This is a genomic window from Humibacter sp., from assembly GCF_035547335.1.
In the GTDB taxonomy this organism is placed as follows: Bacteria; Actinomycetota; Actinomycetes; order Actinomycetales; family Microbacteriaceae; genus Humibacter.
In genome coordinates this window covers 12,830-38,086 of record NZ_DASZVF010000051.1, presented here as the reverse complement: position 1 = coordinate 38,086, position 25,257 = coordinate 12,830, and the positions used below count along the sequence as shown (strand labels likewise).

The window sequence follows — 25,257 nt, the reverse complement described above, 5'->3', positions numbered from 1 at the left end:
TCGTAGGAACCGTCATTCCCGGCCGATGAGCGGCATTTCTATGCTGACCACATGCTCAATGGTGAGAATGGAAGCCGCCCCCAGACGACGAATACGTCGCACACCCGGTCTTTCGGCACCGGCTATGTTCCCGTCCAGGTTCCCGCCCACCTGCCCGACCGTCTGACGATCACGCTGTGGGACTTCTCCTGGTATGTACGCAGCGGATCCGGGGAGCCTTTCGAGGATCTGGATCGCGCTGCCGCCGAAGCGGTGGAGCGCGGGTACAACACGGTGCGGATCTGCGCCATGCCGTTCCTGCTGTTCGGATCCGGCCTCGACACGAGCAGCGTCGAACTCGATCGGCTCGGGGGCGACTACGGGCAGGGCGTGCGCTGGTACGACGTCAAAGCGCCGACCCGGTTCGACGGCAAGGCGAAGCTCCTCGAACTCTTCGAGACCTGCAGACGACACGACCTGTTCGTGATTCTGTCGTCGTGGGAGTACCAGCAGTCCTCCTCGTTCAGCGTGGACTCGCGATGGTGGGATGCGCTGCGTGCGGTCGATCCCGATGACCGCCCCGTCGCCCTCGCCGACGCGCTCTCCGAGCTCATCGACTTTCTCGCCGAACACGGTCTCGACGATCGGATCGCCTTCACCGAGTTGCACAACGAGGTGCAGGCCGGGCACCTCGCCGACGGCGTCACCCCGGGCCGGGTCGACCAGGAACGCGCCCTTGTCGAGCTCGAACCGCGACTGAGCCGCGGCCTCGCGCGCTTCCACGAACTGCAGCCGGAGCGTCCGGTCACGGTGAACTACGCCCACGTCCCCGTCGCCGCCATGCGGGCGATCCCCGCCGAGATCGATGTGCTGGTGGTTCATCCGTACATCTACGGCGTGCTCGACGAGACCACCGCAGCCTTCGACCTGCGTGGCGACCTCGCAGACTTTCCGCGAGCGGCCGTCGAGGCTGCAGGCATCCTTCGCGCGGATGCCCCGGACCCGGAGACCTGGGTTCTCACGGATGACTCGGCATGGAAGATGGACGCGACCATCGTCGGCAAGCCGGAGATCTACCTCCACGACTGGGTCGACGCGTCGGCGTTCGACCGCTTTCTGTACGAGAGATACCAGGTGCACCGCGTCGAGATGGACCGCGTTCTGCGCATCTGGATCGACGTCGCCGCCGATCGGGCCAAGGAGCGTGGCATCCCCCTGGTCTTCGGGGAGGGCTGGATCGGCTACACACCCCTCCACGGAACGTTCGAGGAAGGCCCCGTCGGGGCCGAGTTCTGCCGACGAGCGGTCAGGGAGTCCGCGCGCGTGGGCGCCTGGGGCACGATCGTGTGCTCGAACGCCGCACCCCACCATCCGATGTGGAACGACGTCGCGCTTCAGGTCGAATGCACGCGTCTTTTCACCGAGCCGCAATCAGAGAAGCACTAGCCGGCCCCTGCATCGCACGGGCTGTCAAGGAGGACACCATGGCAACACAGACACACGTGACACGCCGCACCTTCCTCGCGGGCGCGCTCGCCATCGGCGGCGTTGCAGCACTCGCCGGATGCGTGACGGGCGGCAGCGGCGGCGGAAGCTCGAGCGGATCCGGCGCGATCACCTTGCAATCCTCACTGTCCGACCCCGCGCCGAAGGCGGCCCTGACCAAGCTGGTCGGCGAGTACAAGGGCGGCAAGGTCACCCTGAACACGGTGGCTATCGAGCAGTTCAGAGCGCAGCTCTCGACCTACCTCTCGTCGAACAATCCGCCGGATGTGCTCACCTGGTATGCCGGCTCCGTCGCCCGGGACTACGCCAGCAAGGGCTACCTGCTCGACATCTCCGACCTGTGGGAGGGAGACGGCGCGGCGGCGCATTACTCGAAGGCGCTGAAGACGCTCTCCACCGACGACAAGGGGCGCCAGATCTTCATGCCCACCAACTACTACTGGTGGGGCGTCTTCTACTTCAAAGACGCCTTCCAGAAGTGGGGCGTCAAGGTTCCCACGACGTGGGACGACTTCATCGCGCTGTGCGACAAGCTCAAGTCGATGGGCGTCAACCCGCTCGCGAACGGCATCGGCTCGACGGCGTGGATGGCATCCGGCTGGTTCGACATCCTCGACCTGCGCGTCAACGGCGCCCAGTTCCACCGTGAGCTGCTGGCCGGCAAGCATTCGTTCGACAGCGCAGAGGTGAAGAAGGTGATGAAGTACTACGCCCAGCTCGTGCCCTACTTCGATCCCGACATGACCTCGTTCGCGTGGCAAGACGCGGTGACTCCGCTGGTGCAGGGCAAGGATGCGATGTACCTCACGGGCGCCTTCATCAGCCAGAACATCACGAGCAACGCCGACAACCTCGACTTCTTCAGCGTGCCGGTCATCGACAAGAGCATCCCGACGGCCGAGGAGGCACCGACAGACGGCTACTTCGCGAGCTCCAAGACCAAGAACAAGGCGGCGACGAAGAAGTTCCTCAGCTATCTGGCGAGCTCGAAGTCGCAGCAGGAGTTCATCGAGGCATCCAAGTCGTCGAACCTGCCCACCTCGCCAGACGTCGACACGTCGAAGTTCTCGCCCCTGGTGCAGAAGGGCCTGAAGATGCTCAACGACACGAAGGAGATCACGCAGTTCTTCAACCGCGACTCCTCGGATGCGCTCCAGACCACGGCGGACACGGCGCTCACCAAGTTCCTGGCCAACCCGGGTGACGTCGATCAGATCCTGAAGGACTGGCAGGCGGCGGCGCAAAAGGTGTGGAACTCGTGACCGCCACGGTGGGGGCGTCGAACCGAGCGCGTACGGCGCAACGCGGTGTGCGTTCACGCCGCGGCTCGGTGCGGCGCGTCCCACCGGTGATCTGGGCCTTCCTGGCGATACCGCTCGCCACCGAGCTCGCACTCGTGTTCTGGCCCGCGATCAACAGCTTCTACATCTCGCTCACGAAGTGGAACGGTGCAGGTGCTCCGGAGTTCATCGGGTTCAAGAACTTCCAGAATCTGACGACTGATCCCGTCTTCCTGCAGGCGCTGGTGAACAACGTCTTCTGGGTCGTCGGCTTCGGCGGGGCCTCGGTCGTGATCGGCCTTCTCCTCGCCGTCGCGCTGAACCGGCCACGGCGTGGCGTCGGCCTGTACCGCAGCGCGATCTATCTGCCCATGGTGTTCTCGCTCGCCGTCACTGGCCTCTTCTGGCGGTTGCTGTACCAGCCGAATGGCGCCGTCAACACCGTGCTCGGTGGGATCGGGCTCGGGGCGTGGGAACGCCAGTGGCTCGCGGATCCGGCCACCGCGCTGGTCGCCGTGCTGGTCGCCGCCGTCTGGCGCCAGTGCGGCTACATCATGGTGCTGTACCTCGCCGGGCTCAAGGGCGTCGACCCGACGCTCGAGGAGGCGGCAGCGGTGGATGGCGCCAACAAGTGGCAGCGATTCTGGCAGATCGTGATGCCGCAGCTGCGCGGCGTGAACGCCGTCGTGTTCGCCGTCACCGTCATCGACTCGCTGAGAACGTTCGACATCGTCTGGGCGATGACCAGGGGTGGCCCCTACAACTCGACACAGTTGCTCTCGACGTACATGTACCAGACGAGCTTCACGACGGTGAACCTAGGCTACGGCTCCGCGATCGCCGTGGTGATCTTCTTGCTCGCCATCGTCTTCATCATCGGATACCTCGTGCGCGCATCCAGGACGGAGGACTGACATGACCGCCTCTACTCTCGCTCCCGCCGAGGCGCGTCAGCACTCGCCGCGTCGCCACAAGCGCGCGTGGGGCTTCCACCTCGTCATGGCGCCGGTCTCCCTCCTGTGGATAGCGCCCATGGTGTTCGTGGTGTTCGTCGCCTTCCGGTCGTTCGACGACATCACCTCCAACGGGCTCGGTTCGCTGCCGCACTCGTTCGCCTTCGACGGCTTCGTCACGGTTTTCTCCGACGGACTCGCGGGAGGTGCGCTGCTCAACAGCGTCATCGTCACCGTCTTCACTGTCGTCTTCTCGCTGCTGCTGGCGTCGTGGGCGGCGTTCGCGCTGAGCCGTTACGAGATCCCGTTCCGGCGCGGCATCCTGCTGCTCATGCTGGCGGGCAACCTTCTGCCGCCGCAGATCCTCCTCATCCCGGTTGCGCGCATCACCGAGAGTCTCGGCATCTCCGACACGCTGTTCGCGCTCATAGTGGTGCAGGTCGCGTTCGGTCTAGGCTTCTACACCTTCGTGCTGCACGGATTCATGCGCTCGATTCCCGCCGAGATCTTCGAGGCCGCGCGAGTCGACGGTGCCGGCGAGATCCGCGTGTACCTGCGTCTCGTGATTCCGCTCACGCGGCCGTCACTTGCAGCCCTCGCCGCGCTGGCGACCACCTGGATCTGGAACGACCTCATCTGGGCTCTGACGGTGCTGCGCACGGAGACGAAGTTCCCGATCACCGCCGAGCTGCTGAACATCCAGGGCGGCTTCGTCAGCCAGTGGAACGTCGTCGCCGCCGGCGCGATCGTGGCCGCCATTCCCACGGCCGTCGTGTTCTTCATCTTCCAGAAGCAGTTCGTCTCCGGGCTCACGCTCGGGTCGAGCAAGTGAGTCGGGACGGCCGGCGCCGCCCCTTGGAAAGACGTTCCGCCGTTCGCCGGAAGGATGCCCATGCCCACCTCTGACCGCCAGCGCTGGCACCTGCGCACTCGCGGCACGTCCTACGTGGTGAGCGCCCTGGCCGACGGCTCGGGGCTGGTTCTCGACTACTGGGGTCCGGCTCTCGAGGGCGCGGACAACGCACTCGACGTCGTGCCCGCCTGGGACGAGCCGGATCGTCTGGTCTCGTTCTCGGCCAGGGCCGATGCGCAGCCGCTGGAGTACGCGAGCGCGGGGCAGCGACACGCATCCTTCAGCGAGCTCCTGCTCGACCGCGGCGACGGACGAACCGGCGCGCGCTGGACGCTCGTCCCCGATGGCGTCGTGCATCGCGCACGCCACGCGGGTGACGAGCTCATCGTGCCGTTCGTCGACGAAACCGCCACCCTGACGCTCGAGCTCCGCATGCGCACCTCGGCCGATCACGACGTCGTTCGTCGCAGCGCCCGCCTGAAGAACGACGGAGCCGCCGCGATCGATCTGCCGCGAGTCTTCTCGGCAGCGTGGAACCTGCCGCTCGGTCAGCACGTTCACGTCGACTACCTCGCGGGCGCCTGGGCCAGGGAGTTCCAGTGCCGCAGCACCGAGGTGCACTGGGGAACGTTCTCCATCGGCAGCCGGCAGGGCGTGACGAGCCTGTCGTTCAGCCCCGTCGTGACCGTCTCCGCCGTCGACGACGAGGACGCCTTCCACCGCCCGGGCGGGCGGGCGTACGGCGTCGCCCTTGACTGGAGCGGCTCCTGGCGACTGCAGGTCGAGACGACTGCCGTCGGCCAGCACGCCAGGGTCTCCTGCGGTCTGCACGAGGATGTCACGACCGTGCGCCTCGACCCGGGACAGGAGTTCACGACACCCGATGCACTCGGCGTGTTCGCACCGGATGGCGCTCATGGCGTGACGCGGGCGTGGCACGACTTCCAGCGCGCAGAGCTCGTGCGAGACCTTTCTCCCGCTACTCGGCCGATCGTCTACAACTCATGGATGGCGACGACGTTCGACGTCGCGCTCGAGCAGCAGAAGGAGCTCGCTCGGGAGGCCGCGAGCCTGGGCGTGGAGACGTTCGTTCTCGACGACGGATGGTTCACCGGGCGCGACTCCGACCGGGCCGGCCTCGGCGACTGGCAGGCCGATCCGCAGAAGTTCCCGCACGGGCTTTCCGAGCTCGCGGTCGCCGTCGAGGAGCTCGGCATGCGGTTCGGCGTATGGATCGAGCCCGAGTGCGTGAATCCCGACTCGGAGCTGTACCGACGGCATCCCGACTGGGTCTATCGGGCAGAGGGGCGACCGCTGGAGACCATCCGCAACCAGTACGTGCTCGATCTCGGCCGGAGCGACGTCGTGGAGTGGGTGATGGACACGCTGCGCGGTCTGCTGACATCAGCACCGATCAACTACCTCAAGTGGGACATGAACCGGCCCGTGACCGACGGCGGACGCCCCGGCGACCACCACGGCCGGGAATGGAGCGTTCAGCACACGCGCAACTACTACCAAGTGCTCGAGCTTCTGCGCGCGGAGCACCCTGGCGTGGTGGTCGAAGCATGTGCATCGGGCGGCGCGCGCATCGACAACGCCGTTCTGGCGCGATCGGATGTCGTGTGGCCGAGCGACCAGGTGGGCGCGCGCGACCGGCTGGTGATCCAGCACGGCTTCTTGAGCGCCTACCCGGCGTGGGTGATGAGCTCCTGGGTCTCGGACGACCACGGCCATCGGGACAGGCGCCCGGTCTCGCTCGGATACCGCTTCGCGGTCGCGATGGCGGGTGTGCTGGGCATCGGCGGCGACCTCTCCACGTGGTCGGCTGAGGACAAGAGCGAGGCCGCCGGGATGGTGCGGGCGTACAAGTCCCTGCGTGCCGTCATCCAGCACGGCGATGTGCGCACCCATGGGCGCCCGGAAGAGAACCTGTATGCCGTCGAATACGTCGCGCCACCGGGAGACGGCCGAATCGTGGTCCTCGTCTACGACGGAGACCGCGATCGCCGGCGCGACAGGGAGACCTCGCGGGTCTTCCCGACCGGCTTGCTGCCCGGTATGCGCTACGACGTCTGCGACGCTTCGGGGAATCCGACGGGAGAGACGGCGACGGCGGAGACCGCCGCGACGCTCGGTGTCGCCGTGCGCTTCGCCTGGGCGATGGACGCCGACGTGCTGGTCTTGGTTCCGCGCGACGAGCGCAGGGTCGTCTAGGTGAAGGCGCCGCTTCCCAGCGGGTCAGGGGCATCCTTCGCAACGCGGATCAGAGAAAAGTCCATGCGTCGTCGTTCATTCGCCCATTCAGCCGCTGCGATCCGCGTTTCTAGGGTGAGACCATGACGTCCGAACTCCATGTCGACAACCTCGCATCGACTCCGCCAAGCCTCCTGCGCCGACTGGAGGAAGGGGAGGCCATCGCCTGGACGGAAGACCTGGTGCTGCCGACGTACGAGCCTGCATCCCCGTCGGTGCTGCCGATGTATCTCGACCACCGCGTCTATCAGGGCTCGAGCGGGCGGGTGTATCCGCTGCCGTTCATCGAAGCAGTCGCACGGCAGCCCGTCGACCGCGCCTGGCACGCCGTGCACCTGGAGAACCGGTACCTGCGCCTGACGGTGCTCCCCGAGCTGGGCGGACGCATCCACACCGGATACGACAAGACCACGGGGTACGACTTCTTCTACCGCAACAACGTGATGAAGCCGGCGCTCGTCGGCCTGACGGGACCGTGGGTCAGTGGCGGCGTCGAGTTCAACTGGCCTCAGCACCATCGGCCGGCCACGTACCTCCCGATGGAGGCCGAGATCGAGCACGGCGACGACGGCAGTGTCACGGTGTGGTGTTCCGACCACGACCCGTTCACCCGCATGGCCGAGACACACGGCATCCGCCTCTATCCCGACCGTTCGTACGTGGAGATCGTCGTGCGTCTGCACAACCGCACGAGCCAGCGGCAGACCTTCCTGTGGTGGGCCAACGCTGCGGTCGCCGTTCACGACCAGTACCAGTCGTTCTTTCCGCAGGACGTGCGCTACGTCGCCGACCACGCCCGCCGGGCGATCACGGCGTTCCCCGCGGCGGATCGTCCCTATTACGGGGTCGACTACCCGGCCAGGGCTGCGTCTCGCCCCGGCGCGGACCGCATCGACTTCTACCGGAACATCCCTGTGCCGACGTCGTACATGGTCGTCGACTCCGACCAGGGATTCTTCGGCGGATACGATCACGCTGCCGGCGCCGGGGTGGTGCACTGGGCCGACCGGCGGATCGCGCCGGGCAAGAAGCAGTGGACCTGGGGCAATGCGCCGTTCGGGCACGCCTGGGATCGACAGCTCACCGATGCCGACGGCCCCTACGTGGAGCTCATGGCGGGCGTCTTCACCGACAACCAGCCCGACTTCTCCTGGCTGATGCCCGGCGAGGTCCGCAGGTTCTCGCAGTATTGGTATCCCATCCCGGCGATCGGCGTGGCTCACGCGGCGAACCGCGACGCCGCGATGCATGTCGACCTCGTGGCTGCCGGCAGCGGAGCCGGCGCCGAGCAGCGCAAGGTGTCGGTGGCGTGCGCCGTCACCCGGCCGATGGAGGCGACGCTCCGGGTCGCCGCGGACGGCGTGGAGTTCGGGCAACGGCGTGCGTCGCTGGTCCCTGGGGCCGTGCTGAACTTTGAGGTTCCGATCCCCGCCGACCTGCCGCAGGAGTCGGTCGTCGTCGATCTCCTGGATGCCGGCACCACCGTTCTCCAGTGGCGGCTCGCTCACGCCGACGACGTCGAACCGTGGTCGGCGACGGAGCCGCCACGGCCTCGCGATGTGGCGAGCGTGGAGGAGCTCTACCTGACCGGGCTGCACCTCCAGCAGTACCGGCATCCGACCCGCTCACCGCTTCCGTACTGGCGAGAAGCGCTGCGGCGCGATCCTGGCCACTCGCGCACCAACCTGGCGATGGCCGAGCGCGCGTTGCGCTCCGGCGACTACGCGACGGCGCTGGAGCACGCGCGCACCGCTGTCGCTCGGGTGACGGTGCGCAACGAGAACCCTCAGGATGCCGAGTCGTACTACCTGCTCGGCCTCGTGCTCGAACGCACGGGAAGGCTCGACGAGGCCGTTCGTTGCTACGCCAAGGCGACGTGGGACCGCACGTGGGCTGTTCCCGCCGGCGTGCTCGCGGCGCGGATCGCGTTGAGGCGGCGAGACGCCGCGGCGGCAGAGGCGGATGCGCGCGCGCTGGCTGCCTCGGGGGCCGAAGACCCCCGTCTGGATGCGATTCGGGTGGTGGCCCTGCGTCGCCTGGGCCGAGACGGAGAGGCGGTGGCCGTGCTCGCCGAAGCGATGAAGGCCAGCCCGCTCGATGACCTCCTGCGATACCTGGCAGACGGCTCGGTGCCCGGCGACGCAGGACTCGAGGTCGACCTCGCTCTCGACCTGCACGAGCTCGGGGAGGATGCGCAGGCGCTGGCGGTGCTCGCCAAGGCATCCACGCGGCCGCCGACTCCGGCAGGCAACATCGCACCGTTGGCGCACTACCTCCGCGCACGCATCCTCGACGGCCTCGGCGACGAGACACGAGCCCGCGAGGCCCGCACGGCCGCGCGACAGAGCGACACGACCTGGTGCTTCCCGTGCGGGCTGGATGCGCACGACGCGCTCGTCGCGGCCCTCGAAGCCGATCCAGGAGACGACATCGCCGCCGAGCTGCTCGGCATGCTGCTGTACGACGCCGGCAGACGCAAGGAGGCATTCGACCTGTGGCAACGCGCGATCGGCCTCGGCGCCGACCGTGCCCGGCTTCATCGCAACGCGGGGCTGGCGTCGTACAACGTGCTGGGCGAGGATCACGCGGCCTGGACACACTACGAGCGGGCGCGCGAGCTCGACCCGCTCGACGCCCGGCTGTTGTTCGAGCAGGACCAGCTTGCCGCACGACTCGGGCACCCCGCATCCGAGCGGCTGTCTCGGCTCGAGAACGAGCGCGCCTTGGTGGTGCAGCGGGACGACCTCGTGGTGCAGCTGGCCGAGCTGCTGACCGCGCAGGGGCGGGCGGCTGAAGCTCTGCGTCTGCTTGAATCCCGCACCTTCCAGCCCTGGGAGGGCGGAGAAGGCGAGGCGCTCGCCGCGTGGGATGCCGCCCGCTTCGCGCTCGGGATGCCCGAGACGGATCCACCCGAGAACCTCGGCGAAGGGCGCCCCGAGGTACAGGCGCCGCCAGCCGTGCGGCCGGACGGCAGCACCGACTACTTCGCGACCAGCCTTCCCGAGCTGCTGCTGTTCAATCGCCCGGAGAGCTGATGGCCGGGCCCCGACCCGGCCAAGCGGGAGGCCGAGGAACCGTGTTCGCGGCGTCGCCGTCGGCGCCGCTCGAGACTGTCGAACTGGTCGCAGCAGACCTGCACGCCGTGGTCGCGCCGGAACTCGGCGCCCGGGTGATCTCACTCACGTATCGAGGTGTGCCGTTGCTCTGGCGCAATCCCGACCTCATCGATGACGAGTTCGCCGCTCGCGTTCCGCGCGCCGATCCGCGCACCCTCGATGGCTTCGCCACGTGGCAGAACTGGGGAGGCGACAAATCATGGGTGGCACCGCAGGGCTGGGCCGACGACGACGAATGGCATGGGCCGCCCGACCCGACGTTCGACGGCGGGGCCTTCGAGGTCACCTCGCGATCCGATAGCGCCATCGCCATGCGGAGCAACCTCGACCCCGTCACCGGCGTGAGGATGACGCGTTCGGTGACCGTGACGGCGCACGGGATGCACGTGACGACCGTGCTCAGGAACGAGTCGCCATCGCCACGGCGCTGGGCGGCGTGGGAGGTGGCGCAGCTGCCCGTGCACGAGGCGGACCTGGAGTCACCGCATGCCGGGATCTTCGTCGACGTGCGGCCCGGCTCCGAACCCGTGCACCTGATGCGGCTCCGCGGAAACGTGTCGACGTCGACGACATCCGGTGTCACGCGAGTGCCGTTCCAGCGCGCCGTCGGCAAGCTGGGCTTTCCCGGATGCACCGGCGTTATGGAGCTGCGCCACGCCGACGGGGCGGGCGTTCGGCTCACTTTTCGCACGCATCCCTACGAGCGGTATCCCGACGACAGCCCGGCGCAGCTCTGGATGCAGACACCGCTGGGCCACACACTCGAGGAGCTCGGGGGTTTCGCCTCGACCGCGGCGCTCGTGGAGCTCGAGGCCATGTCGCCTCTTCAACGGCTCGAGCCGGGGGCAAGCGTCGCGCTGAGCTGCGATTGGACGCCGATTCCACGGCACGCACCGGAGACGATGACTCCTGCACCGGAGGGCGGCGACTGACCGTGCTGCCGGAATACCGTCGGCAACGCATCCACGGAATCATCTCGGAACAGGGACGCTCGACAGTGGCCGATCTGGCTCACACTCTCGGGGTGTCGGAGATGACGGTGCGCCGCGACCTCGACCGGCTGGCGGCGTGCGGCGCGATTCGACGGACTCATGGCGGCGCCGTGGCGGACGACCACCTGGCAGGGCGTGCCGACGAACTGATCGTCGACGAGTCCACTCGCCTGCGGTTCGACTCCCTCGCTGCCGAACACATCGAGAACGGCTCGATCCTCATGTGGCGAGCCATCGACGCGCTGGTGGGCGATGCCGACATCCGGGTCGTCACCGCCCACCGGCCGGCTCGCGGAGGGGCAGCGCGTCCCGACGCCTGATCCCTACTCGACCTGCGTCACGTCGAGGTGGTCGCCGTCGGAAGCGAGGTCCACACGCACGATGCTGCCGTCGCGGATGCGCCCTTCGAGCAGCGCCGTCGCGAGCCGGTCGTCGATCTCGTGCTGCATCAGCCGGCGGAGCGGCCGAGCGCCGTAGATCGGGTCGTAGCCGCGCTCGGCGAGCCAGGCACGGGCATCCGGAGTGACACCGAGGTCGAGCCTGCGCGTGTGCAGGCGGTCCTGGAGCCGGTCGATGTACAGCGACACGATCTCGCCGAGCTCCTCCTCCGTGAGGGCGGAGAACACCACGATGTCGTCGAGACGGTTCACGAACTCCGGCTTGAACGCCTGGCGCACCAGCGCCTGCACCTGCTCTTCCTTCTCGTTCCACGTCAAGGTGGGGTCGATGAGGATCGGCGAACCGAGGTTCGACGTCAGGATGAGGATCGTGTTGCGGAAGTCGACCGTGCGTCCCTGGCCGTCGGTGAGGCGGCCGTCGTCGAGCACCTGCAGCAGGATGTCGAACACCTCGGGGTGCGCCTTCTCCACCTCGTCGAGCAGGATGACGCTGTACGGGCGGCGCCGCACCGCCTCGGTGAGTTGCCCGCCCTGCTCGTAACCGACATAGCCGGGAGGCGCGCCGACCAGGCGCGAGACGGTGTGCTTCTCGCCGTACTCGCTCATGTCGATGCGCACCATGGCGTGCTCGTCGTCGAACAGGAACTCGGCGAGCGCCTTGGCCAGCTCGGTCTTGCCCACGCCTGTGGGCCCGAGGAACAGGAACGATCCGGTCGGCCGGTTGGGGTCGCTGATGCCGGCACGTGAGCGACGCACGGCATCCGCCACGGCGTGCACCGCGCGCTTCTGCCCGATGAGCCGCCTGCCGAGCTCGCTCTCCAGGTGCAGCAGCTTCTCGGTCTCGCCCTGCATGAGACGACCGACGGGGATGCCGGTCCATGCCGCGATCACGGCCGCGATGTCCTCTTCGGTGACCTGCTCGTTCACCATGCGCGGCTCATCCGGCGCGTTCTCGGCGCGCTCGGCCTCGGCAAGGTCGCGCTCCAGCTGCTTGATGGTCTCGTACTCGAGCTTGGACGCCTTCGCGTAGTCCGCCTCGCGCAGTGCGCGATCGCGCTCGGTGACCGCCTCGTCGAGCTTCTTCTTCAGCTCGCCGACACGGTTCAGGCCCATGCGCTCGCGTTCCCATCGCGCCTCGAGGTCTGCCAGCTCGCGCTCGTGCTGCACGAGCTCCTCGCGGAGCTTCGCGAGGCGCTCCTTCGATGCCTCGTCCTTCTCCTTCTTGAGCGCCAGCTCCTCCAGCTTCATGCGATCCACCTGCCGCTTGAGCTGGTCGATCTCCACCGGAGACGAGTCGATCTCCATCTTGAGCCGGCTCATCGCCTCGTCGATCAGGTCGATGGCCTTGTCGGGCAGCTGCCGTGCTGTGATATAGCGGTTGGACAGCGCAGCGGATGCCACGAGCGCGGCATCCGAGATCGTCACTCCGTGGTGCGCCTCGTAGCGTCCCTTGAGCCCGCGGAGGATCGCGATGGTGTCCTCCACGCTCGGCTCGCCGACGTACACCTGCTGGAAGCGGCGCTCGAGCGCGGCATCCTTCTCGATGTACTCGCGGTACTCATCGAGAGTGGTCGCGCCGATCAAGCGCAGCTCGCCGCGCGCCAGCATGGGCTTGAGCATGTTGGATGCCGCGACCGAGCCCTCACCGCCGCCAGCACCCATCAGCAGGTGCAGTTCGTCGACGAACGTGATGACCTGGCCGCCCGCCTCGTTGATCTCCTTGAGCACGCTCTTCAGCCGCTCCTCGAACTGCCCGCGGTACATGGCGCCCGCGACGAGCGCCGAGATGTCCAGCGACACGAGCCGCTTGTTCTTCAGCGACTCGGCGACGTCACCGGCCACGATCCGCTGGGCGAGGCCTTCGACGACGGCCGTCTTGCCGACGCCGGGCTCGCCGATGAGCACGGGGTTGTTCTTGGTGCGCCTGGTCAGCACCTGGCTGACGCGCCGGATCTCGGAGTCGCGTCCGATCACCGGGTCGAGCTTGCCCGCCTTGGCGAGCTCGGTGAGGTCGACGCCGTACTGTTCGAGCGCGCTCTTCTGCTCCTCCTGGCTGGAGGGTGCGCCCTGCATGTTCGCCATCTGAAGTCTCTTTCCCCTTCGCTTGCGGTGCGGCATCCGCGGTCCCACCCGGCCGCGATCGTCGTGGTGCAGCGGCACGTGATTCAGCGGCAGAGGGATGCCCGCACAAACTTGAGTCTATATGACTCAACTTAGGTGTGGCGAGCGCTATTCCGGTCCTCTCCCCGATTCTTCCTTTAGGGTGCCGAGCGTGCTGCTCTGGATCAATGGCGCCTTCGGTGCCGGCAAGACCCAAACGGCGTTCGAGCTCGCCCGCAGGCTGCCACGCGCCCATGTGGCCGACCCCGAGCTGCTGGGGTTCGCGCTGCAACGAACGCTTCCGCCGCGGACGGCCGGCGACTTCCAGGACCTTCCCCCGTGGCGCTCTGCCGTGGTCGACACCCTTCTCCAGGCCGATGCCGTCGAACGCGGTCGCGGACTCATACTCGTACCGATGACGATCGTGCGTGACGACTACTTCGACGAGATCGTCGGCGGGCTCCGATCCGGGGCGTCGACCTTCGCCATTACACCCTCTTGGCGAGCGCCGAGACCCTGCGCAGACGATTGAGCACCAGGATCGCCTTCCTCCGCTCGGGTCTGCGCCGCGAGACCTGGGCCATGCAGCAGATACCGCGCTGCGTGGCCGCGCTCGCATCCAGTCGCTACGCGATACACGTCGCAACAGATGGTCGGCCGACGGATGACGTCGTCGAGTGGATCGCTGCTCACGCCGGCCTCAACCTCGAGATGCCCAGGCTCTCGCCGTGGCGGTTTCAGCTGCGCCGGCTGCGGGTAGGGCTGGAGCACCTGCACTGACCGGCAAGGGGCATCCCCGAAAGTGCCCCGAGCAACCAGGTGCTTTCGCGCGGTGAACGTGTTGTGATGGAGGCATCGTGTCACGTCGATGACGCCTACACGGTCTTTAACTGTGGCGGCGTCGTTCACGACAGCGACGCGCCGCAGGAGGCATCTCATGGCCCTGACGACCGCACCCAAGGCTCTGACCGGAAGCACCCGGCACAGGTGGATCGCGGCGTGGCGCTCCCTGACGCACACGCCGCATCGCCGAGCGGTTCACGCGTTCCGGCTCGCGGCGGAGCGAGGCGACGGAAAGGAGCTGGCATCCATGCTGGCGCCCGACGTGGCGGTGGTCGTCGACTCAGGGGACGACGAATATCCGACGGTCCGCGTCGTGCGCGGCGTCGATGATGCCGCAGTGCTCCTGATGCACGGCCTGACCGATCCCGCCGACGTGGTCATCACGGAACGTCCGGTGAACGACCAGCCCGGCCTCGTCCTCGAGCGGGACAGCGAACGGGTCGCGGTGATGACGATCGACTTCATCGCCGGTCTCATGGCGGTGGTCTGGATCCGGCTGCAGCCGGAGAAGCTGCGTCACTGGATCCATGTCTAGGCAGGAGGCCCGCACAGGCCGTCGCCACTAGTCGTCGAGCGCGACGTCCACCTGGATCTCGGCCGCCAGGCGCTCCAGCTCCTCGACCACGGCGGCAGTCTCGACACCGTCGGGGACTCGCGCCGCGATCCTCGCCTCGAACAGCACGCCGCCGGCCATCGGCGCTTCTCGCGTGTGGCTGGAGAACAGGTCGATCGTGACGCCGTGACGGGAAAGGATGCCCGTCACCTCGCGCACGATTCCGGGTCGATCGTCGCCCAGCACCGAGAACGTCAGCCGCCGACCACTCGCGCCGGCACCGGCATCCGCTCCTCCGTGCACCGTGACGCGCAGGAGCCCGTCGAGCCCGTGCAGGGCTTCGCGCAGCTCCTCCAGCCGCGCATCGGGAACGGACACCAGCACGATCCCGGCGAACGCGCCCGCCAGTTCGGCGAGTTCGCTCGTCTCCCAGTTGCCACCGTGCTCGCTGACGACATCCGCGAGCGACTGCACGAGTCCGGCACGATCGTCGCCGACGACGGTGAGCACGAGCTTGGCCATACGACGAGCATAGGTGGCGCTTGCCAGCGGCCCCGACGTCAGTTCAGGCAGGAAGGGACGTCAGTTCAGGGCGGGCAGGTCGGCGGGGATGACGCCGTCTCCGTACAGGTCGACCGCGAGGTCGCGCAGGGCGAGCAACGCCGCGCGCTGCGGGAGCGGGCCGTACGAGATGCGGGCGACACCGAGCTTCTCGTACTCCGCCGCAGGGAGCGCGCCCGGAAGACCGATCACCGAGACTTCCGCTACTCGGCGGCATCCCGGCGCGCAGCGGCGTCCCCATCGCGAATGCCGGATGCCCTGAGCCGCGCGGCCTTCTCCAGCAGCACATCGCGCTCCCGTTCATTGCCCGCTAGCGCTGCCGCCGACTGCAACTCGGAGATCGCCTCATCCGTTCTGCCCAGTTGTCCCAACAGCTCACCCCGTACGCCGGGAAGCAGATGCGAGCCGCGAAGGGCGCCCTGCTCGACGAGTTCGTCGACGATCTGCAACGCGGTCGCAGGCCCCGTCGCCATCGCAACGGCAGCAGCACGGTTCAGCTCGACGACCGGATTCGGTGCGAGACGCCCGAGGGCCTCGTACAGCAGCACGATGCGAGGCCAGTCAGTCTCCTCCGGTGTGGGTGCGAGCGCGTGGACCTCGGCGATCGCCGCCTGCAGTGCGTATGGACCGCGGCCGCTGCCCAGTGCGTCCGCGCGCGCAAGCGCCGCTCGGCCACGCAGGATCTGCGCGCGATCCCATCGCGTCCTGTCCTGCTCGGTGAGCAGAATCGGCGTGCCGTCGGCGCGGGTTCTGCTCGGAAACCGGGCCGCCTGCAACTCCATGAGCGCGACCAGTGCGTGCACCTCTGGTTCTCTGGGCAGGAGGGAAGCGACCATGCGACCGAGTCGGAGCGCCTCGTTCGCGAGGTCGGTCCTGATCCAGTCCGTGCCGGATGTCGCGGCGTAACCCTCGGTGAAGACGAGGTAGATCACGCTCAGAACACCCGCCAGCCGTTCCTTCCATTCCGAGGGCTCTGGGGTGTCGAACGGAACTCGCGCGGCCGAGATCGTCTTCTTCGCACGCACGATGCGCTGCTGCACGGTCGCAACGGGCACGAAGTACAGCCGGGCGATCTCTTCGGTGCTCAGCCCCGCGACGGTCCGGAGCGTGAGCGCCACCTGAGCTTCGCGGGAGAGCACGGGGTGGCAGGCCGTGAACACAAGGCGAAGCACGTCGTCGTCGATCGGTTCCCACGCGTCGTCGGCCGATTCATCGAGGGTCGATGCCATCGCCCGGTATCGGTCATCGAGCCGCTCCTTGCGACGCCACTGGTCTATTGCGCGTCGCTTGGCGACCGCGGTCAGCCACGCGCCCGGGTTCTCGGGCACGCCATCCCTCGGCCACTGGCGCAGAGCCTCGACGAGGGCGTCCTGCGCCAGATCTTCAGCGGCGCCGACGTCGCCTGTCATCTTGGCGAGCGTGGCCACGATGCGTGCGCTCTCGATGCGCCAGACGGCGTCGACGCGCGCTGAGATCCCGTCCATGTGCGCTATGCCCCCATGTACTTCGGCCGCGTGCCGTCAGGCGTTCTCCGCCGCCTTGCGCCACTCGACCTCTTTCTGGAGGTACTCGTTGTCTTCGAAGCCTGCGAAGTCGCTCTCGTCGGTCACCCGCCGCACCTCGAGCTTGGAGCCCGGGCCGAGGGGGCAGCGGCTCGCCCATTCAGCGGCCTCTTCCTTCGAGTTCACCTGGATGATCCAGAACCCGTTGAACAACTCGTGCGTCTCGCCATAGGGTCCGTCCGTCACCGCCGGCGGCGTGCTCGAGAAGTCCACGACGAACCCCGTCGTCTCGACGTCGTCGGACAGGCCGTCGCCGGCCAGCAGAACACCGGCCTTGATGAGCTGCTCGTTGTACTGGCCCATCTTGGTGATGACCTCGTTGAAGTCCATCTCCTTGTACGCCTTCTTGGCGTCATCCGTGGCCCGCATGATCAGCATGTACTTCATGGATGTCTCCTTCATCTTCCTGGGGCGCGCTCACGCCCTTCTACTATCGCGTCGAACCTGACGCACGGCGATCGACATGGCGCCGAAATCTCTCCAGCGCCGGTCGCGCACGCCGCCGGTCCCGGCATGAAACTCCGGCATCTCAATCGCCCATATCGGCGCTGCGCACCTCACGCACTCAATCGGGCTGGCCCAGAGCGCGAGCGCTCTGGCCACCCCTCAATCGCCCATATCGTTGCTGCGCACCTCACGGACTCAATCGGGCTGGCCCAGAGCGCGAGCGCTCTGGCCACCCCTCAATCGCCCATATCCTTGAAGGCATGTCCAAAGTGCTCGCATCCCTTCCCGTCGGCGAACGTGTCGGCATCGCGTTCTCCGGCGGCCTCGACACGTCCGTCGCCGTCGCGTGGATGCGAGAGAAGGGCGCTGTGCCCTGCACGTACACGGCAGACCTCGGCCAGCCGGACGAGCCCGACGTCGAGGCCATCCCCGGTAGGGCCGCGCAGTACGGCGCCGAGCTGTCGCGTCTGGTCGACTGCAAGCTCCCGCTCGTCGAAGAGGGCCTCGTCGCCCTGCAGTGCGGCGCGTTCCACATCCGCTCGGGCGGCAAGACGTACTTCAACACGACGCCGCTCGGTCGCGCCGTCACCGGCACGCTTCTGGTGCGGGCCATGCTCGAAGACGGCGTGGGCATCTGGGGCGACGGATCCACCTACAAGGGCAACGACATCGAGCGCTTCTATCGCTACGGGCTCATGGCGAACCCGAGGCTGCGCATCTACAAGCCGTGGCTCGACCGCGACTTCGTGTCCGAGCTCGGCGGGCGCAAGGAGATGAGCGAGTGGCTGCAGGCGCGTGACCTGCCCTATCGCGCATCCGTCGAGAAGGCGTACTCCACCGACGCCAACATCTGGGGGGCGACGCACGAGGCGAAGCTGCTCGAACAGCTCGACACCCCGATGACGATCGTCGAGCCCATCATGGGCGTGCCGTTCTGGCGCGACGACGTGGAGATCGCGGCAGAGGATGTCACCGTGCGCTTCGAACAGGGCCGCCCGGTCGCCCTGAACGGTGTCGAGTACGACGATCCGGTGGCTCTCGTGCTGGAGGCGAACGCCATCGGCGGCAGGCACGGGCTCGGCATGAGCGACCAGATCGAGAACCGCATCATCGAGGCCAAGAGCCGTGGCATCTACGAGGCGCCGGGCATGGCCTTGCTGCACATCGCCTACGAACGCCTGCTGAACGCCATCCACAACGAAGACACCGTGGCGAACTACCACAACGAGGGCCGCAGGCTCGGACGGCTCATGTACGAGGGCCGCTGGTTCGACCCGCAGTCGCTCATGCTGCGCGAGAGCATCCAGCGCTGGGTCGGCTCGGCCGTCACCGGCGAGGTCGCGCTGCGGCTGCGCCGCGGCGACGACTACTCGATCGTCGACACCCGCGGCCCCGCGCTGAGCTACCACCCCGACAAGCTCTCGATGGAGCGCGTCGGGGATGCCGCGTTCGAGCCCGAGGACCGCATCGGTCAGCTCACCATGCGCAACCTCGACATCGCCGACTCGCGTGCGCGGCTCGAGCAGTATTCGGCGTCCGGCGTGATCGGCGGACCCACCGCGCTGCTGGTCGGCGACCTCGGAGCGGGCGAGTCGGCCGAGATCAGTGCCGGCGAGGGCGAGAGCGATCAGCAGGCCGGCGTGGATGCCGCCAACGAAGCCGCGGCATTCGACCTCGGCGCCGACTGAGGTCGAATGCGCATCCAGCGCGATCCCGACTGAAGCCGATCCCCGCACGAGGTCGACCCGATCGAGGTCGACGCGGCTGAGGTCGATCGCGACCGCGCACGACGCACGCCACACTGCGCCCGCCGCGCCGCAGACGAGACCGCGCCGGGCTCCAGTGGGTGCCCGACGCGGTCCGTCGATAAGCGGGTGGAACGACCAGATCAGAACAGCCCGGCGCGCAGCGACTGCACGCGACGCAGCGACTGCTTGAAGGTTCCCGGGTTCAGTGTCTTGTCGTCGACGGCCGCCGTCACGGCATCCAGTGCGTCCAGACCCTGCTGCATGTCACGAGCGGAGCAGAGCAGCAGGTCCATGCCGGCCTGTGCGGAGAGCAGTGCGCGGGCACCCGTGTCGCCGAAGGCGTTCAGGGCGCCGGCCTCGAGCGCGTCCGTGATGGTGACGCCGTCGAAGCCGAGCCGCTGCCGAAGCTCGCCCTGCACGATGGTCGACGACAGGCCTGCCGGGTACACCGGGTCGAGCGCGGGATAGATGGCCCACGACGTCATGACGAGCTGCACGCCCACGCTGATGGCCGGCGCGAAGGCGGACTCGTCGACGGCGCGCAGCTCGTCGAGCGACTGGGTCAGCGTGACGGGGCCGAGGTCGGTGTTCTCCGACGCGGTCGCCGCTCCGAGACCGGGGAAGTGCTTCGATGTCGCGGCGACACCCGCTCCCTGCTGGGCGCGAACGAAGTCGGCCCCGAGACGTCCGGCGAGCACCGGGTCCGAGCTGTACGACCTCTGGAACTGGTCGTCGAAGTTGCCCGGGGTGCGGAAGACGTCGAGCACCGGCGCCAGGTTGAGGTTCATGCCGACGTTGCGGAGCGCGCCGGCGGCGCCGGCTCCCGCGGCCGTTGCTGCGGCATCCGGGTCGGGCTGCAGGCCGATCTGCTTCTCCGAGAGCACCGGCTCCTGCCCGCGGAGACGACGGATGAGGCCGCCCTCCTGGTCGGTCATGAACAGCAGCGGCTCCTTGATGGGGGAGGATGCCTGAGCCGCCCTGAGCTGCGCGACCACGGCGGCGATCTGCGGGAGGCTCGTGATGTTCTCGCCGAAGAAGATGACACCGCCCACCTCACCGGCCGCGATCCCGTCGAGCAGGGACTGCGGGGGCGTGGCACCCGGGTACGAGTAGATGACGCGCTGGCCGACCTGCTGGCGCGTCGACAGCTTCGCCCACCACGGAGGTGCAGCCGACGCCGAGAGTGCACCGGATCCGGCGATGCCCGCTCCGGCGAGCGCAAGGCCCGCGACGGCGCCGACGCCTGCGGTGAGCACCGCGCGGCGGCTGAGGCCCTGGCCGCGCGAGAAGGCGGCCCCCTCGCTGAGCGACGCGGACGTGTGGTCGGGTTCGGACGATGAGAGGTTCATGCTGGCTCCTTCGACGTTCCGCAACGCTGCGGCACGCTTCGACCTTGGTACCCCTCGCATAGGGGTGTCAAGCACTTCTGACAGGAATTTTCGTCTCCACCGTCATCTTTGGTACTTGTTTTCGTGGCGGTGCGCCGAGCGCCGTCGCGCGAGGAGGCGCACCGCCACGGGATCACGCCGCGAGCATGCCCAGCGTGTCGATCACGCGGTTCGAAAAGCCCCACTCGTTGTCGTACCAGGACGCCACCTTCACGTGACGGCCACGCGCCATGGTGAGCCCGGCGTCGAAGATCGACGACGCAGGGTTGCCCACGATGTCGGTGGACACGAGGGGATCGGTCGAGTGCTCGAGGATGCCGGCGAGCGCTCCCTGCGCCGCAGCCAGGTAGGCGGCGTTGACCTCGTCGACCGTCACGTCACGCTCCACGGTGACGTTGAGCTCCACGAGCGAGCCGACGGGAACCGGAACACGAACGGAGTATCCGTCCAGCTTGCCGTCGAGCCGGGGGAGCACCTTGCCGATCGCTTTCGCCGCTCCCGTCGTGGTGGGCGCGATGTTGATGGCGGCGGCGCGAGCACGTCGCGCGTCGCGGTGCGGGCCATCCTGCAGGTTCTGCTCCTGCGTGTACGCGTGGACGGTGGTCATGAATCCGCCCTCGATGGTGGCGAGATCGTCGAGCACCGACGCCAGCGGCGCCAGCGCGTTCGTCGTGCAGGAGGCGTTCGAGACGATGCGGTGCGACGCCGGGTCATAGACGGACTCGTTGACGCCATACGCGATGGTGACCTCCGCGTCGGGCGACGGGGCGCTGATGAGCACGCGCTCGGCGCCGGCATCCAGGTGCGCCGAGGATGCCCCGCCCGAGGTCAGCCTTCCCGTGGATTCGAGCACGACGGAGACTCCGAGGTCGCTCCACGGCAGCTTGGCCGGGTCGCGCTCGGCGAGAACGGCGATGCGCTTTCCGTCCACGACGATGCTGTCTTCGCCCACCTCGACCGTGCCGGGGAAGCGTCCCAGCGTGCTGTCGAACCTGAGTAGCTGGGCCAGCTGGGTGGGATCGGCGAGGTCGTTCACGGCGACGATCTCGAATTCCGTGTCGCCCTCATGGGCGGCACGGAAGACGTTGCGGCCGATGCGGCCGAAGCCGTTGATGGCGATGCGTGCGGGAGGCATGGGTGTCGTTCCTTTCGGTGCTGGGTGAACGGCATCCAGCCTGAGCGAGCGGACGCCGCCCGACGATCGGCAGGAACGACGCGATTCGAAAGTTTTCTGCCACGCTGTCGGCGGCTCCCCGCGTGGGTCGCCCTGCCGGACCCCCAGTGGAGTCGCTCGGCTCCAGTCGCCCTCACGGCGCCACTCCGATCTGGCCGCAGGCTCCCGTTCCACGCCCGCCGAAATCAGGATGACGACCCACTCGGCCGCGATATACCGACGAAGCCAGACTCATCCTGATTTGCGAGGCCGGTGCCAGTGGCGAGCCGCGACTCATCCCGATTTACGCGAGGCCCGGCGCCGCTGAACACGGGTGGCACCGCGGCAGGAGCCAACGGTCGTCAGCTCGCCAGAGTGAACCGCTCAGGCGCCACGACGCGAGCCGGCGACCGGTCGGCGAACGTCTTGCGATAGGCGCTCGGCGACGTGCCCAGGATGCGCCGGAAGTGGTCGCGCAAATTCGTCGCCGTGCCGAGCCCGGTCTGGCCGGCGATCTGGTCCACGCCGAGATCCGTCGCCTCGAGCAGTTCGCGCGCCAGATCGACCCTGGCCCGGAGCAGCCACTGCAACGGCGTGTATCCGGTGTCCTCCACGAAGCGACGCGAGAACGTGCGGGATGAGACGTTCGCGTGCCGCGCCAGATCGGTGACCGTGATGGGGTCCGTCAGCCGCTGCAGCGCCCATTCCCTCGTGCGGGCGAACACCTCGCCGTGCGGCTCGGGGAGGGTGCGAGGCACGAACTGCGCCTGACCGCCGCTCCGGTACGGCGCCGCCACGATGGCGCGCGCCACCCGGTTGGACGCATGCACCCCGAAATCCCTGCGCACGATGTGCAGGCACAGATCGATCCCGGATGCCACGCCAGCGGACGTGAGGATGTCGCCGTCGTCCACGAACAGCACGTTGCGATTGAGCCGCACGAGCGGGTGCGCGCGATGGAACATCTCCACGCGGTGCCAGTGCGTCGTCGCGTTCCGGCCGTCGAGCAGTCCTGCCGCCGCGAGGGCGAACGCACCGGTGCAGATGGAGACCATGCGGGCCCCGCGGGCGTGAGCATCCCGCAGCGCGTGCAGGATGCGCGCATCCCACTCCCGCAGCTGATCGTTGAAGCCCGGCACGACGACCGTGTCGGCCGTGGCGAGTGCCTCGAGTCCGTGAGCGACGCCGATGCGGATGCCGGCATCCGTCTCGATGTCGCCCGCTTCGGGCCCGCACACCAGCCGCTCGTAGGGCACGCCGTCGCGCGGCTTGAACACCTGGATCGGAATGGCGACGTCCATCGGAACGGCCCCGGGGAGCACGAGTATGGCCACTCGATGCTGTTCGTTCACGGTGCCCTCCCGACGCGGCGGTGTCAGCGGTCGAGGATGTCTCGCCCTGGCAGCAATGCTACGCCGGTGTGCATTCGTGCCACACGTCGAGCACCGCTGTACCGGGTGCGGAAGAGCCGGGTACCGCCGCCCAAGAGCCGGGGTGCCGGGTGCCGAAGAACCGGGGTATCGGGTGCCGAAGGTCCGTCGGTGCGGCGTCCCGCAGCCCGCCGACTCCGCGTCGCCCGCTCCCGCCGGCGCGGATGCCGCACCCAGACCGTAGGATTTCGCGCATGACTCGACGCGGATGTCCGACGCCCGGGGCCAGGACCGCGACCGGCGCCGACCCACGGGTGGAGCCATGAGCGAACCGGTGCGCCGCGTGCACGTCGCACAGCTGCTGCCCCGCAACCAGTTCCTGGTGTCCGAGCCGGTGCCGGCATCCGCCTTGCGGGAAGGACGCTGGGTGGACGGCGAACTAGGACTGACCGAGGAGTGGCTGGTCTTCGCGTCCGGCGACCCGCACGACGCCCCGGACTTCGCCCTGCTCGACGGCGACGTCGGCGCAGAGGTCTCCACGTCGGGCGGACTCGACATCGTCACCATCACGATCGCGCGCACGACGCGTCGCTACCGTGCCGAGACGACCGCGATGAGGCCACTCGTCGCCGCACTCCGACGTCTGCGAGCGGATCCGCCGAGTGGTTCGCGCGTGTGGCGGGCGGATGCGGCAGGCGACTCGCCCACCGCGGGCGGCGACACGCCCTAGCGTTGAGGGGTGGATCCCCGGACGGCGAACGGCTCATCGGGCGCTGCCGTTCCGGGTGGCGCACGGTATGCCCTTCTCGTGGTCGCCGGCATGGCGTGCCAGGAGGTGGGCGCGTCCATCGCCGTGCTCGTCTTTCCGCAGGTGGGCGCCCTCGGCATGGTGTTTCTGCGCGTGCTGGTCTCCGCCGTGATCCTCGTGCCCCTCGCGCGCCCGTGGCTCGGGATGCGCCGCCTGCGCCGTGCCGAACGGCCCGCAGAGCAGGGGCCGGGCGGTCGGCGCCGCCGCGTCCACGCGAGCTCGTGGTTCACCGTCGCGGGATTCGGACTCGTGCTGGCGTTGATGAACGGGCTGTTCTATCTGTCGCTCGACCGCATCCCGCTCGGGGCGGCGGTGACGATCGAGGTGCTGGGTCCGCTCGTGCTCTCCGTCGTGGCGGCGCGGCGCGCCCTGGCCTGGCTCTGGGCCGGCCTGGCGGCCGTGGGCGTCGTGCTGCTCGGCGAGGGCAGCTTCGGGCACCTCGACCCGATCGGTGTTCTGCTCGCCGCGGGAGCCGGTACGTCGTGGGCGTTCTACATCCTGCTGTCGCGCGAGACCGGCCGCCGCTTCGCCCGGCTCGACGGCCTCGCCATCGCGATGACCATCGGAGCGCTGGCGACGGCACCGTTCGGCATCGTGTCGGCAGGCGCATCGCTGCTGCGGCCCGACGTGCTGCTGCTGGGCGCCGCGGTCGCTCTGCTCTCGTCGGCCGTGCCGTACGGGCTCGAGTTGCTGGCACTGCGCCGTTTGCATGCGTCGACGTTCGCGACGCTGATGAGCCTCGCTCCGGCGACGGCGTCGCTTGCCGGCCTCGTGCTGCTCGGGCAGGCGTTCACCTGGCTGGGTGCCGTCGCCGTGCTGCTCGTGGTGGCGGCGAGCATCGGCGCCGTGTGGTCGGCCCGCAGCCACGAACCGGCACCGGAGTCGCCCGCCGAGGTGGCGTAGGTGTCCTCTCCGCCCGTCAGGGCGTGGCGCGCACCCAGGCCTTGAGCCGTTCGTAGTCCTCGTCGACGTGCTGAACCACGGCGGCCGCTGTCGACGCCCGGTTGCCGAGCGCGAGTGCCGTGATGCGGGTGCTGCGTTCGCGGCCGGCAGCATCCGTCCACTCCAGCGACGGCTTGTTCGTCGCCCTGCGGATGCCCGACCACGGCACCGTCGTCGTGGTCACGATCCCGCGCACCACCGCGGCATCCGGCGTCAGGGTCACCGACACCGACCGGCCTCGCACCGCCACCACGACGCCGTAGGCGATGAGCACGACACCGGAGAGGGCGAGCAGCCATACGAGCGTCGACGTGAAGCCCACGACGAACCCGACGACGAGCAGGAACACGCCGATCGCGGCCACGAAGCCGCCGCCGACGACGTAGCCGCGCCTCGTCACGGGAAGGGGCCTGAGCACGACGACGGGCTGCGGCGATGGGGTCACAGCG

General features: G+C 68.4%; 22 protein-coding genes and 1 pseudogene. 14 read left to right on the top strand and 9 right to left on the bottom strand.

The window, feature by feature from the left end:
• Positions 1 to 51: 51 nt before the first annotated feature.
• The 8 genes from VHB92_RS10835 (at position 52) to VHB92_RS10800 (ending at position 11,255) form a co-directional block, all read left to right on the top strand.
• Positions 52 to 1,425 (top strand): cellulase-like family protein, encoded by a 1,374-nt coding sequence (locus VHB92_RS10835; RefSeq protein ID WP_325453763.1) that lies wholly within the window; start codon positions 52 to 54, stop codon positions 1,423 to 1,425.
• Between the two features lie 38 nt (positions 1,426 to 1,463).
• Positions 1,464 to 2,747: an ABC transporter substrate-binding protein gene (locus tag VHB92_RS10830; protein ID WP_325453762.1), complete on the top strand. Its 1,284-nt coding sequence runs from the start codon at positions 1,464 to 1,466 to the stop codon at positions 2,745 to 2,747.
• Positions 2,744 to 3,679, top strand: a complete 936-nt coding sequence (locus VHB92_RS10825; RefSeq protein ID WP_325453761.1) for a sugar ABC transporter permease — start codon at positions 2,744 to 2,746, stop codon at positions 3,677 to 3,679. The genes VHB92_RS10830 and VHB92_RS10825 overlap by 4 nt, the downstream gene beginning before the upstream one ends.
• A gap of 1 nt (position 3,680) precedes the next feature.
• A complete protein-coding gene (locus VHB92_RS10820; protein ID WP_325453760.1) occupies positions 3,681 to 4,550 on the top strand; it encodes a carbohydrate ABC transporter permease in 870 nt (289 codons plus the stop codon).
• 60 nt (positions 4,551 to 4,610) lie between these two features.
• Entirely contained in the window at positions 4,611 to 6,788 is a 2,178-nt protein-coding gene (locus VHB92_RS10815) for an alpha-galactosidase (protein WP_325453759.1), read from the top strand.
• Between the two features lie 122 nt (positions 6,789 to 6,910).
• Positions 6,911 to 9,862: a DUF5107 domain-containing protein gene (locus tag VHB92_RS10810; RefSeq protein ID WP_325453758.1), complete on the top strand. Its 2,952-nt coding sequence runs from the start codon at positions 6,911 to 6,913 to the stop codon at positions 9,860 to 9,862.
• 41 nt (positions 9,863 to 9,903) lie between these two features.
• Positions 9,904 to 10,875 (top strand): DUF4380 domain-containing protein, encoded by a 972-nt coding sequence (locus VHB92_RS10805; protein WP_325453757.1) that lies wholly within the window; start codon positions 9,904 to 9,906, stop codon positions 10,873 to 10,875.
• Between the two features lie 2 nt (positions 10,876 to 10,877).
• The gene (locus tag VHB92_RS10800; protein WP_325453756.1) at positions 10,878 to 11,255 is read left to right on the top strand and encodes a DUF977 family protein; all 378 of its coding nucleotides are present in this window, start codon (positions 10,878 to 10,880) and stop codon (positions 11,253 to 11,255) included.
• Positions 11,256 to 11,258: 3 nt separating this feature from the next.
• Here the strand turns inward: VHB92_RS10800 and VHB92_RS10795 are convergent, their stop codons facing one another.
• Positions 11,259 to 13,415 (bottom strand): ATP-dependent Clp protease ATP-binding subunit, encoded by a 2,157-nt coding sequence (locus tag VHB92_RS10795; RefSeq protein WP_325453755.1) that lies wholly within the window; start codon positions 13,413 to 13,415, stop codon positions 11,259 to 11,261.
• 190 nt (positions 13,416 to 13,605) lie between these two features.
• On the opposite strand from VHB92_RS10795, the gene VHB92_RS10790 reads away from it, so the two are divergent.
• The 3 genes from VHB92_RS10790 to VHB92_RS10780 all read left to right on the top strand — a co-directional run bounded on the left by VHB92_RS10790 (position 13,606) and on the right by VHB92_RS10780 (position 14,811).
• A complete protein-coding gene (locus tag VHB92_RS10790) occupies positions 13,606 to 13,965 on the top strand; it encodes a hypothetical protein (RefSeq protein WP_325453754.1) in 360 nt (119 codons plus the stop codon).
• The gene (locus VHB92_RS10785) at positions 13,962 to 14,213 is read left to right on the top strand and encodes a hypothetical protein (RefSeq protein ID WP_325453753.1); all 252 of its coding nucleotides are present in this window, start codon (positions 13,962 to 13,964) and stop codon (positions 14,211 to 14,213) included. Before VHB92_RS10790 ends, VHB92_RS10785 begins: the two co-directional genes overlap by 4 nt.
• A 157-nt stretch (positions 14,214 to 14,370) precedes the next feature.
• The gene (locus VHB92_RS10780) at positions 14,371 to 14,811 is read left to right on the top strand and encodes a hypothetical protein (RefSeq protein ID WP_325453752.1); all 441 of its coding nucleotides are present in this window, start codon (positions 14,371 to 14,373) and stop codon (positions 14,809 to 14,811) included.
• Between the two features lie 27 nt (positions 14,812 to 14,838).
• Here VHB92_RS10780 and VHB92_RS10775 read toward each other — a convergent pair whose 3' ends face one another.
• From VHB92_RS10775 to VHB92_RS10760, 4 genes and pseudogenes are all read right to left on the bottom strand, one after another.
• On the bottom strand, positions 14,839 to 15,351 hold the full coding sequence (locus tag VHB92_RS10775; protein WP_325453751.1) for a glycine cleavage system protein R: 513 nt from the start codon (positions 15,349 to 15,351) through the stop codon (positions 14,839 to 14,841).
• 60 nt (positions 15,352 to 15,411) lie between these two features.
• Positions 15,412 to 15,591: pseudogene (locus VHB92_RS10770) on the bottom strand (isocitrate lyase/phosphoenolpyruvate mutase family protein); the annotation flags it as partial.
• Between the two features lie 2 nt (positions 15,592 to 15,593).
• Complete coding sequence (locus VHB92_RS10765; RefSeq protein WP_325453750.1) at positions 15,594 to 16,874, bottom strand: RNA polymerase sigma factor; 1,281 nt, start codon at positions 16,872 to 16,874, stop codon at positions 15,594 to 15,596.
• Between the two features lie 36 nt (positions 16,875 to 16,910).
• Complete coding sequence (locus VHB92_RS10760) at positions 16,911 to 17,339, bottom strand: YciI family protein (protein ID WP_325453749.1); 429 nt, start codon at positions 17,337 to 17,339, stop codon at positions 16,911 to 16,913.
• Between the two features lie 320 nt (positions 17,340 to 17,659).
• Between VHB92_RS10760 and argG the strand changes: the two genes are divergently transcribed.
• Complete coding sequence (gene argG / locus VHB92_RS10755; protein ID WP_325453748.1) at positions 17,660 to 19,087, top strand: argininosuccinate synthase; 1,428 nt, start codon at positions 17,660 to 17,662, stop codon at positions 19,085 to 19,087.
• A gap of 200 nt (positions 19,088 to 19,287) precedes the next feature.
• On the opposite strand, the gene VHB92_RS10750 is transcribed toward argG, so the two are convergent.
• The 3 genes from VHB92_RS10750 to VHB92_RS10740 form a co-directional block, all read right to left on the bottom strand.
• Complete coding sequence (locus VHB92_RS10750; RefSeq protein ID WP_325453747.1) at positions 19,288 to 20,496, bottom strand: glycoside hydrolase family 3 N-terminal domain-containing protein; 1,209 nt, start codon at positions 20,494 to 20,496, stop codon at positions 19,288 to 19,290.
• 172 nt (positions 20,497 to 20,668) lie between these two features.
• Complete coding sequence (gene gap, locus VHB92_RS10745) at positions 20,669 to 21,670, bottom strand: type I glyceraldehyde-3-phosphate dehydrogenase (RefSeq protein ID WP_325453746.1); 1,002 nt, start codon at positions 21,668 to 21,670, stop codon at positions 20,669 to 20,671.
• Positions 21,671 to 22,050: 380 nt separating this feature from the next.
• Positions 22,051 to 23,040, bottom strand: coding sequence for a GlxA family transcriptional regulator (locus tag VHB92_RS10740; RefSeq protein ID WP_325453745.1), 990 nt, complete (start codon positions 23,038 to 23,040; stop codon positions 22,051 to 22,053).
• A 340-nt stretch (positions 23,041 to 23,380) separates the two neighbouring features.
• Here VHB92_RS10740 and VHB92_RS10735 point away from each other — a divergent pair, with 340 nt between their 5' ends.
• Positions 23,381 to 23,788 carry a hypothetical protein gene (locus tag VHB92_RS10735; protein ID WP_325453744.1) on the top strand — a complete coding sequence of 136 codons (408 nt, stop codon included), beginning with the start codon at positions 23,381 to 23,383 and terminating at the stop codon, positions 23,786 to 23,788.
• Between the two features lie 90 nt (positions 23,789 to 23,878).
• Positions 23,879 to 24,769 carry an EamA family transporter gene (locus tag VHB92_RS10730; RefSeq protein WP_414653103.1) on the top strand — a complete coding sequence of 297 codons (891 nt, stop codon included), beginning with the start codon at positions 23,879 to 23,881 and terminating at the stop codon, positions 24,767 to 24,769.
• 16 nt (positions 24,770 to 24,785) lie between these two features.
• Here VHB92_RS10730 and VHB92_RS10725 read toward each other — a convergent pair whose 3' ends face one another.
• Positions 24,786 to 25,253, bottom strand: a complete 468-nt coding sequence (locus VHB92_RS10725) for a hypothetical protein (RefSeq protein WP_325453742.1) — start codon at positions 25,251 to 25,253, stop codon at positions 24,786 to 24,788.
• Positions 25,254 to 25,257: the final 4 nt, after the last annotated feature.

Coding starts and splice junctions, on each gene's coding strand:
- VHB92_RS10775 (WP_325453751.1), bottom strand. CDS start 15,351: ATGGCCAAGCTCGTGCTCACCGTCGTCGGCGACGATCGTGCCGGACTC.
- VHB92_RS10765 (WP_325453750.1), bottom strand. CDS start 16,874: ATGGACGGGATCTCAGCGCGCGTCGACGCCGTCTGGCGCATCGAGAGC.
- VHB92_RS10780 (WP_325453752.1), top strand. CDS start 14,371: ATGGCCCTGACGACCGCACCCAAGGCTCTGACCGGAAGCACCCGGCAC.
- gap (WP_325453746.1), bottom strand. CDS start 21,670: ATGCCTCCCGCACGCATCGCCATCAACGGCTTCGGCCGCATCGGCCGC.
- VHB92_RS10820 (WP_325453760.1), top strand. CDS start 3,681: ATGACCGCCTCTACTCTCGCTCCCGCCGAGGCGCGTCAGCACTCGCCG.
- VHB92_RS10750 (WP_325453747.1), bottom strand. CDS start 20,496: ATGAACCTCTCATCGTCCGAACCCGACCACACGTCCGCGTCGCTCAGC.
- VHB92_RS10730 (WP_414653103.1), top strand. CDS start 23,879: ATGGCGTGCCAGGAGGTGGGCGCGTCCATCGCCGTGCTCGTCTTTCCG.
- argG (WP_325453748.1), top strand. CDS start 17,660: ATGTCCAAAGTGCTCGCATCCCTTCCCGTCGGCGAACGTGTCGGCATC.
- VHB92_RS10830 (WP_325453762.1), top strand. CDS start 1,464: ATGGCAACACAGACACACGTGACACGCCGCACCTTCCTCGCGGGCGCG.
- VHB92_RS10835 (WP_325453763.1), top strand. CDS start 52: ATGCTCAATGGTGAGAATGGAAGCCGCCCCCAGACGACGAATACGTCG.
- VHB92_RS10760 (WP_325453749.1), bottom strand. CDS start 17,339: ATGAAGTACATGCTGATCATGCGGGCCACGGATGACGCCAAGAAGGCG.
- VHB92_RS10795 (WP_325453755.1), bottom strand. CDS start 13,415: ATGGCGAACATGCAGGGCGCACCCTCCAGCCAGGAGGAGCAGAAGAGC.
- VHB92_RS10815 (WP_325453759.1), top strand. CDS start 4,611: ATGCCCACCTCTGACCGCCAGCGCTGGCACCTGCGCACTCGCGGCACG.
- VHB92_RS10735 (WP_325453744.1), top strand. CDS start 23,381: ATGAGCGAACCGGTGCGCCGCGTGCACGTCGCACAGCTGCTGCCCCGC.
- VHB92_RS10810 (WP_325453758.1), top strand. CDS start 6,911: ATGACGTCCGAACTCCATGTCGACAACCTCGCATCGACTCCGCCAAGC.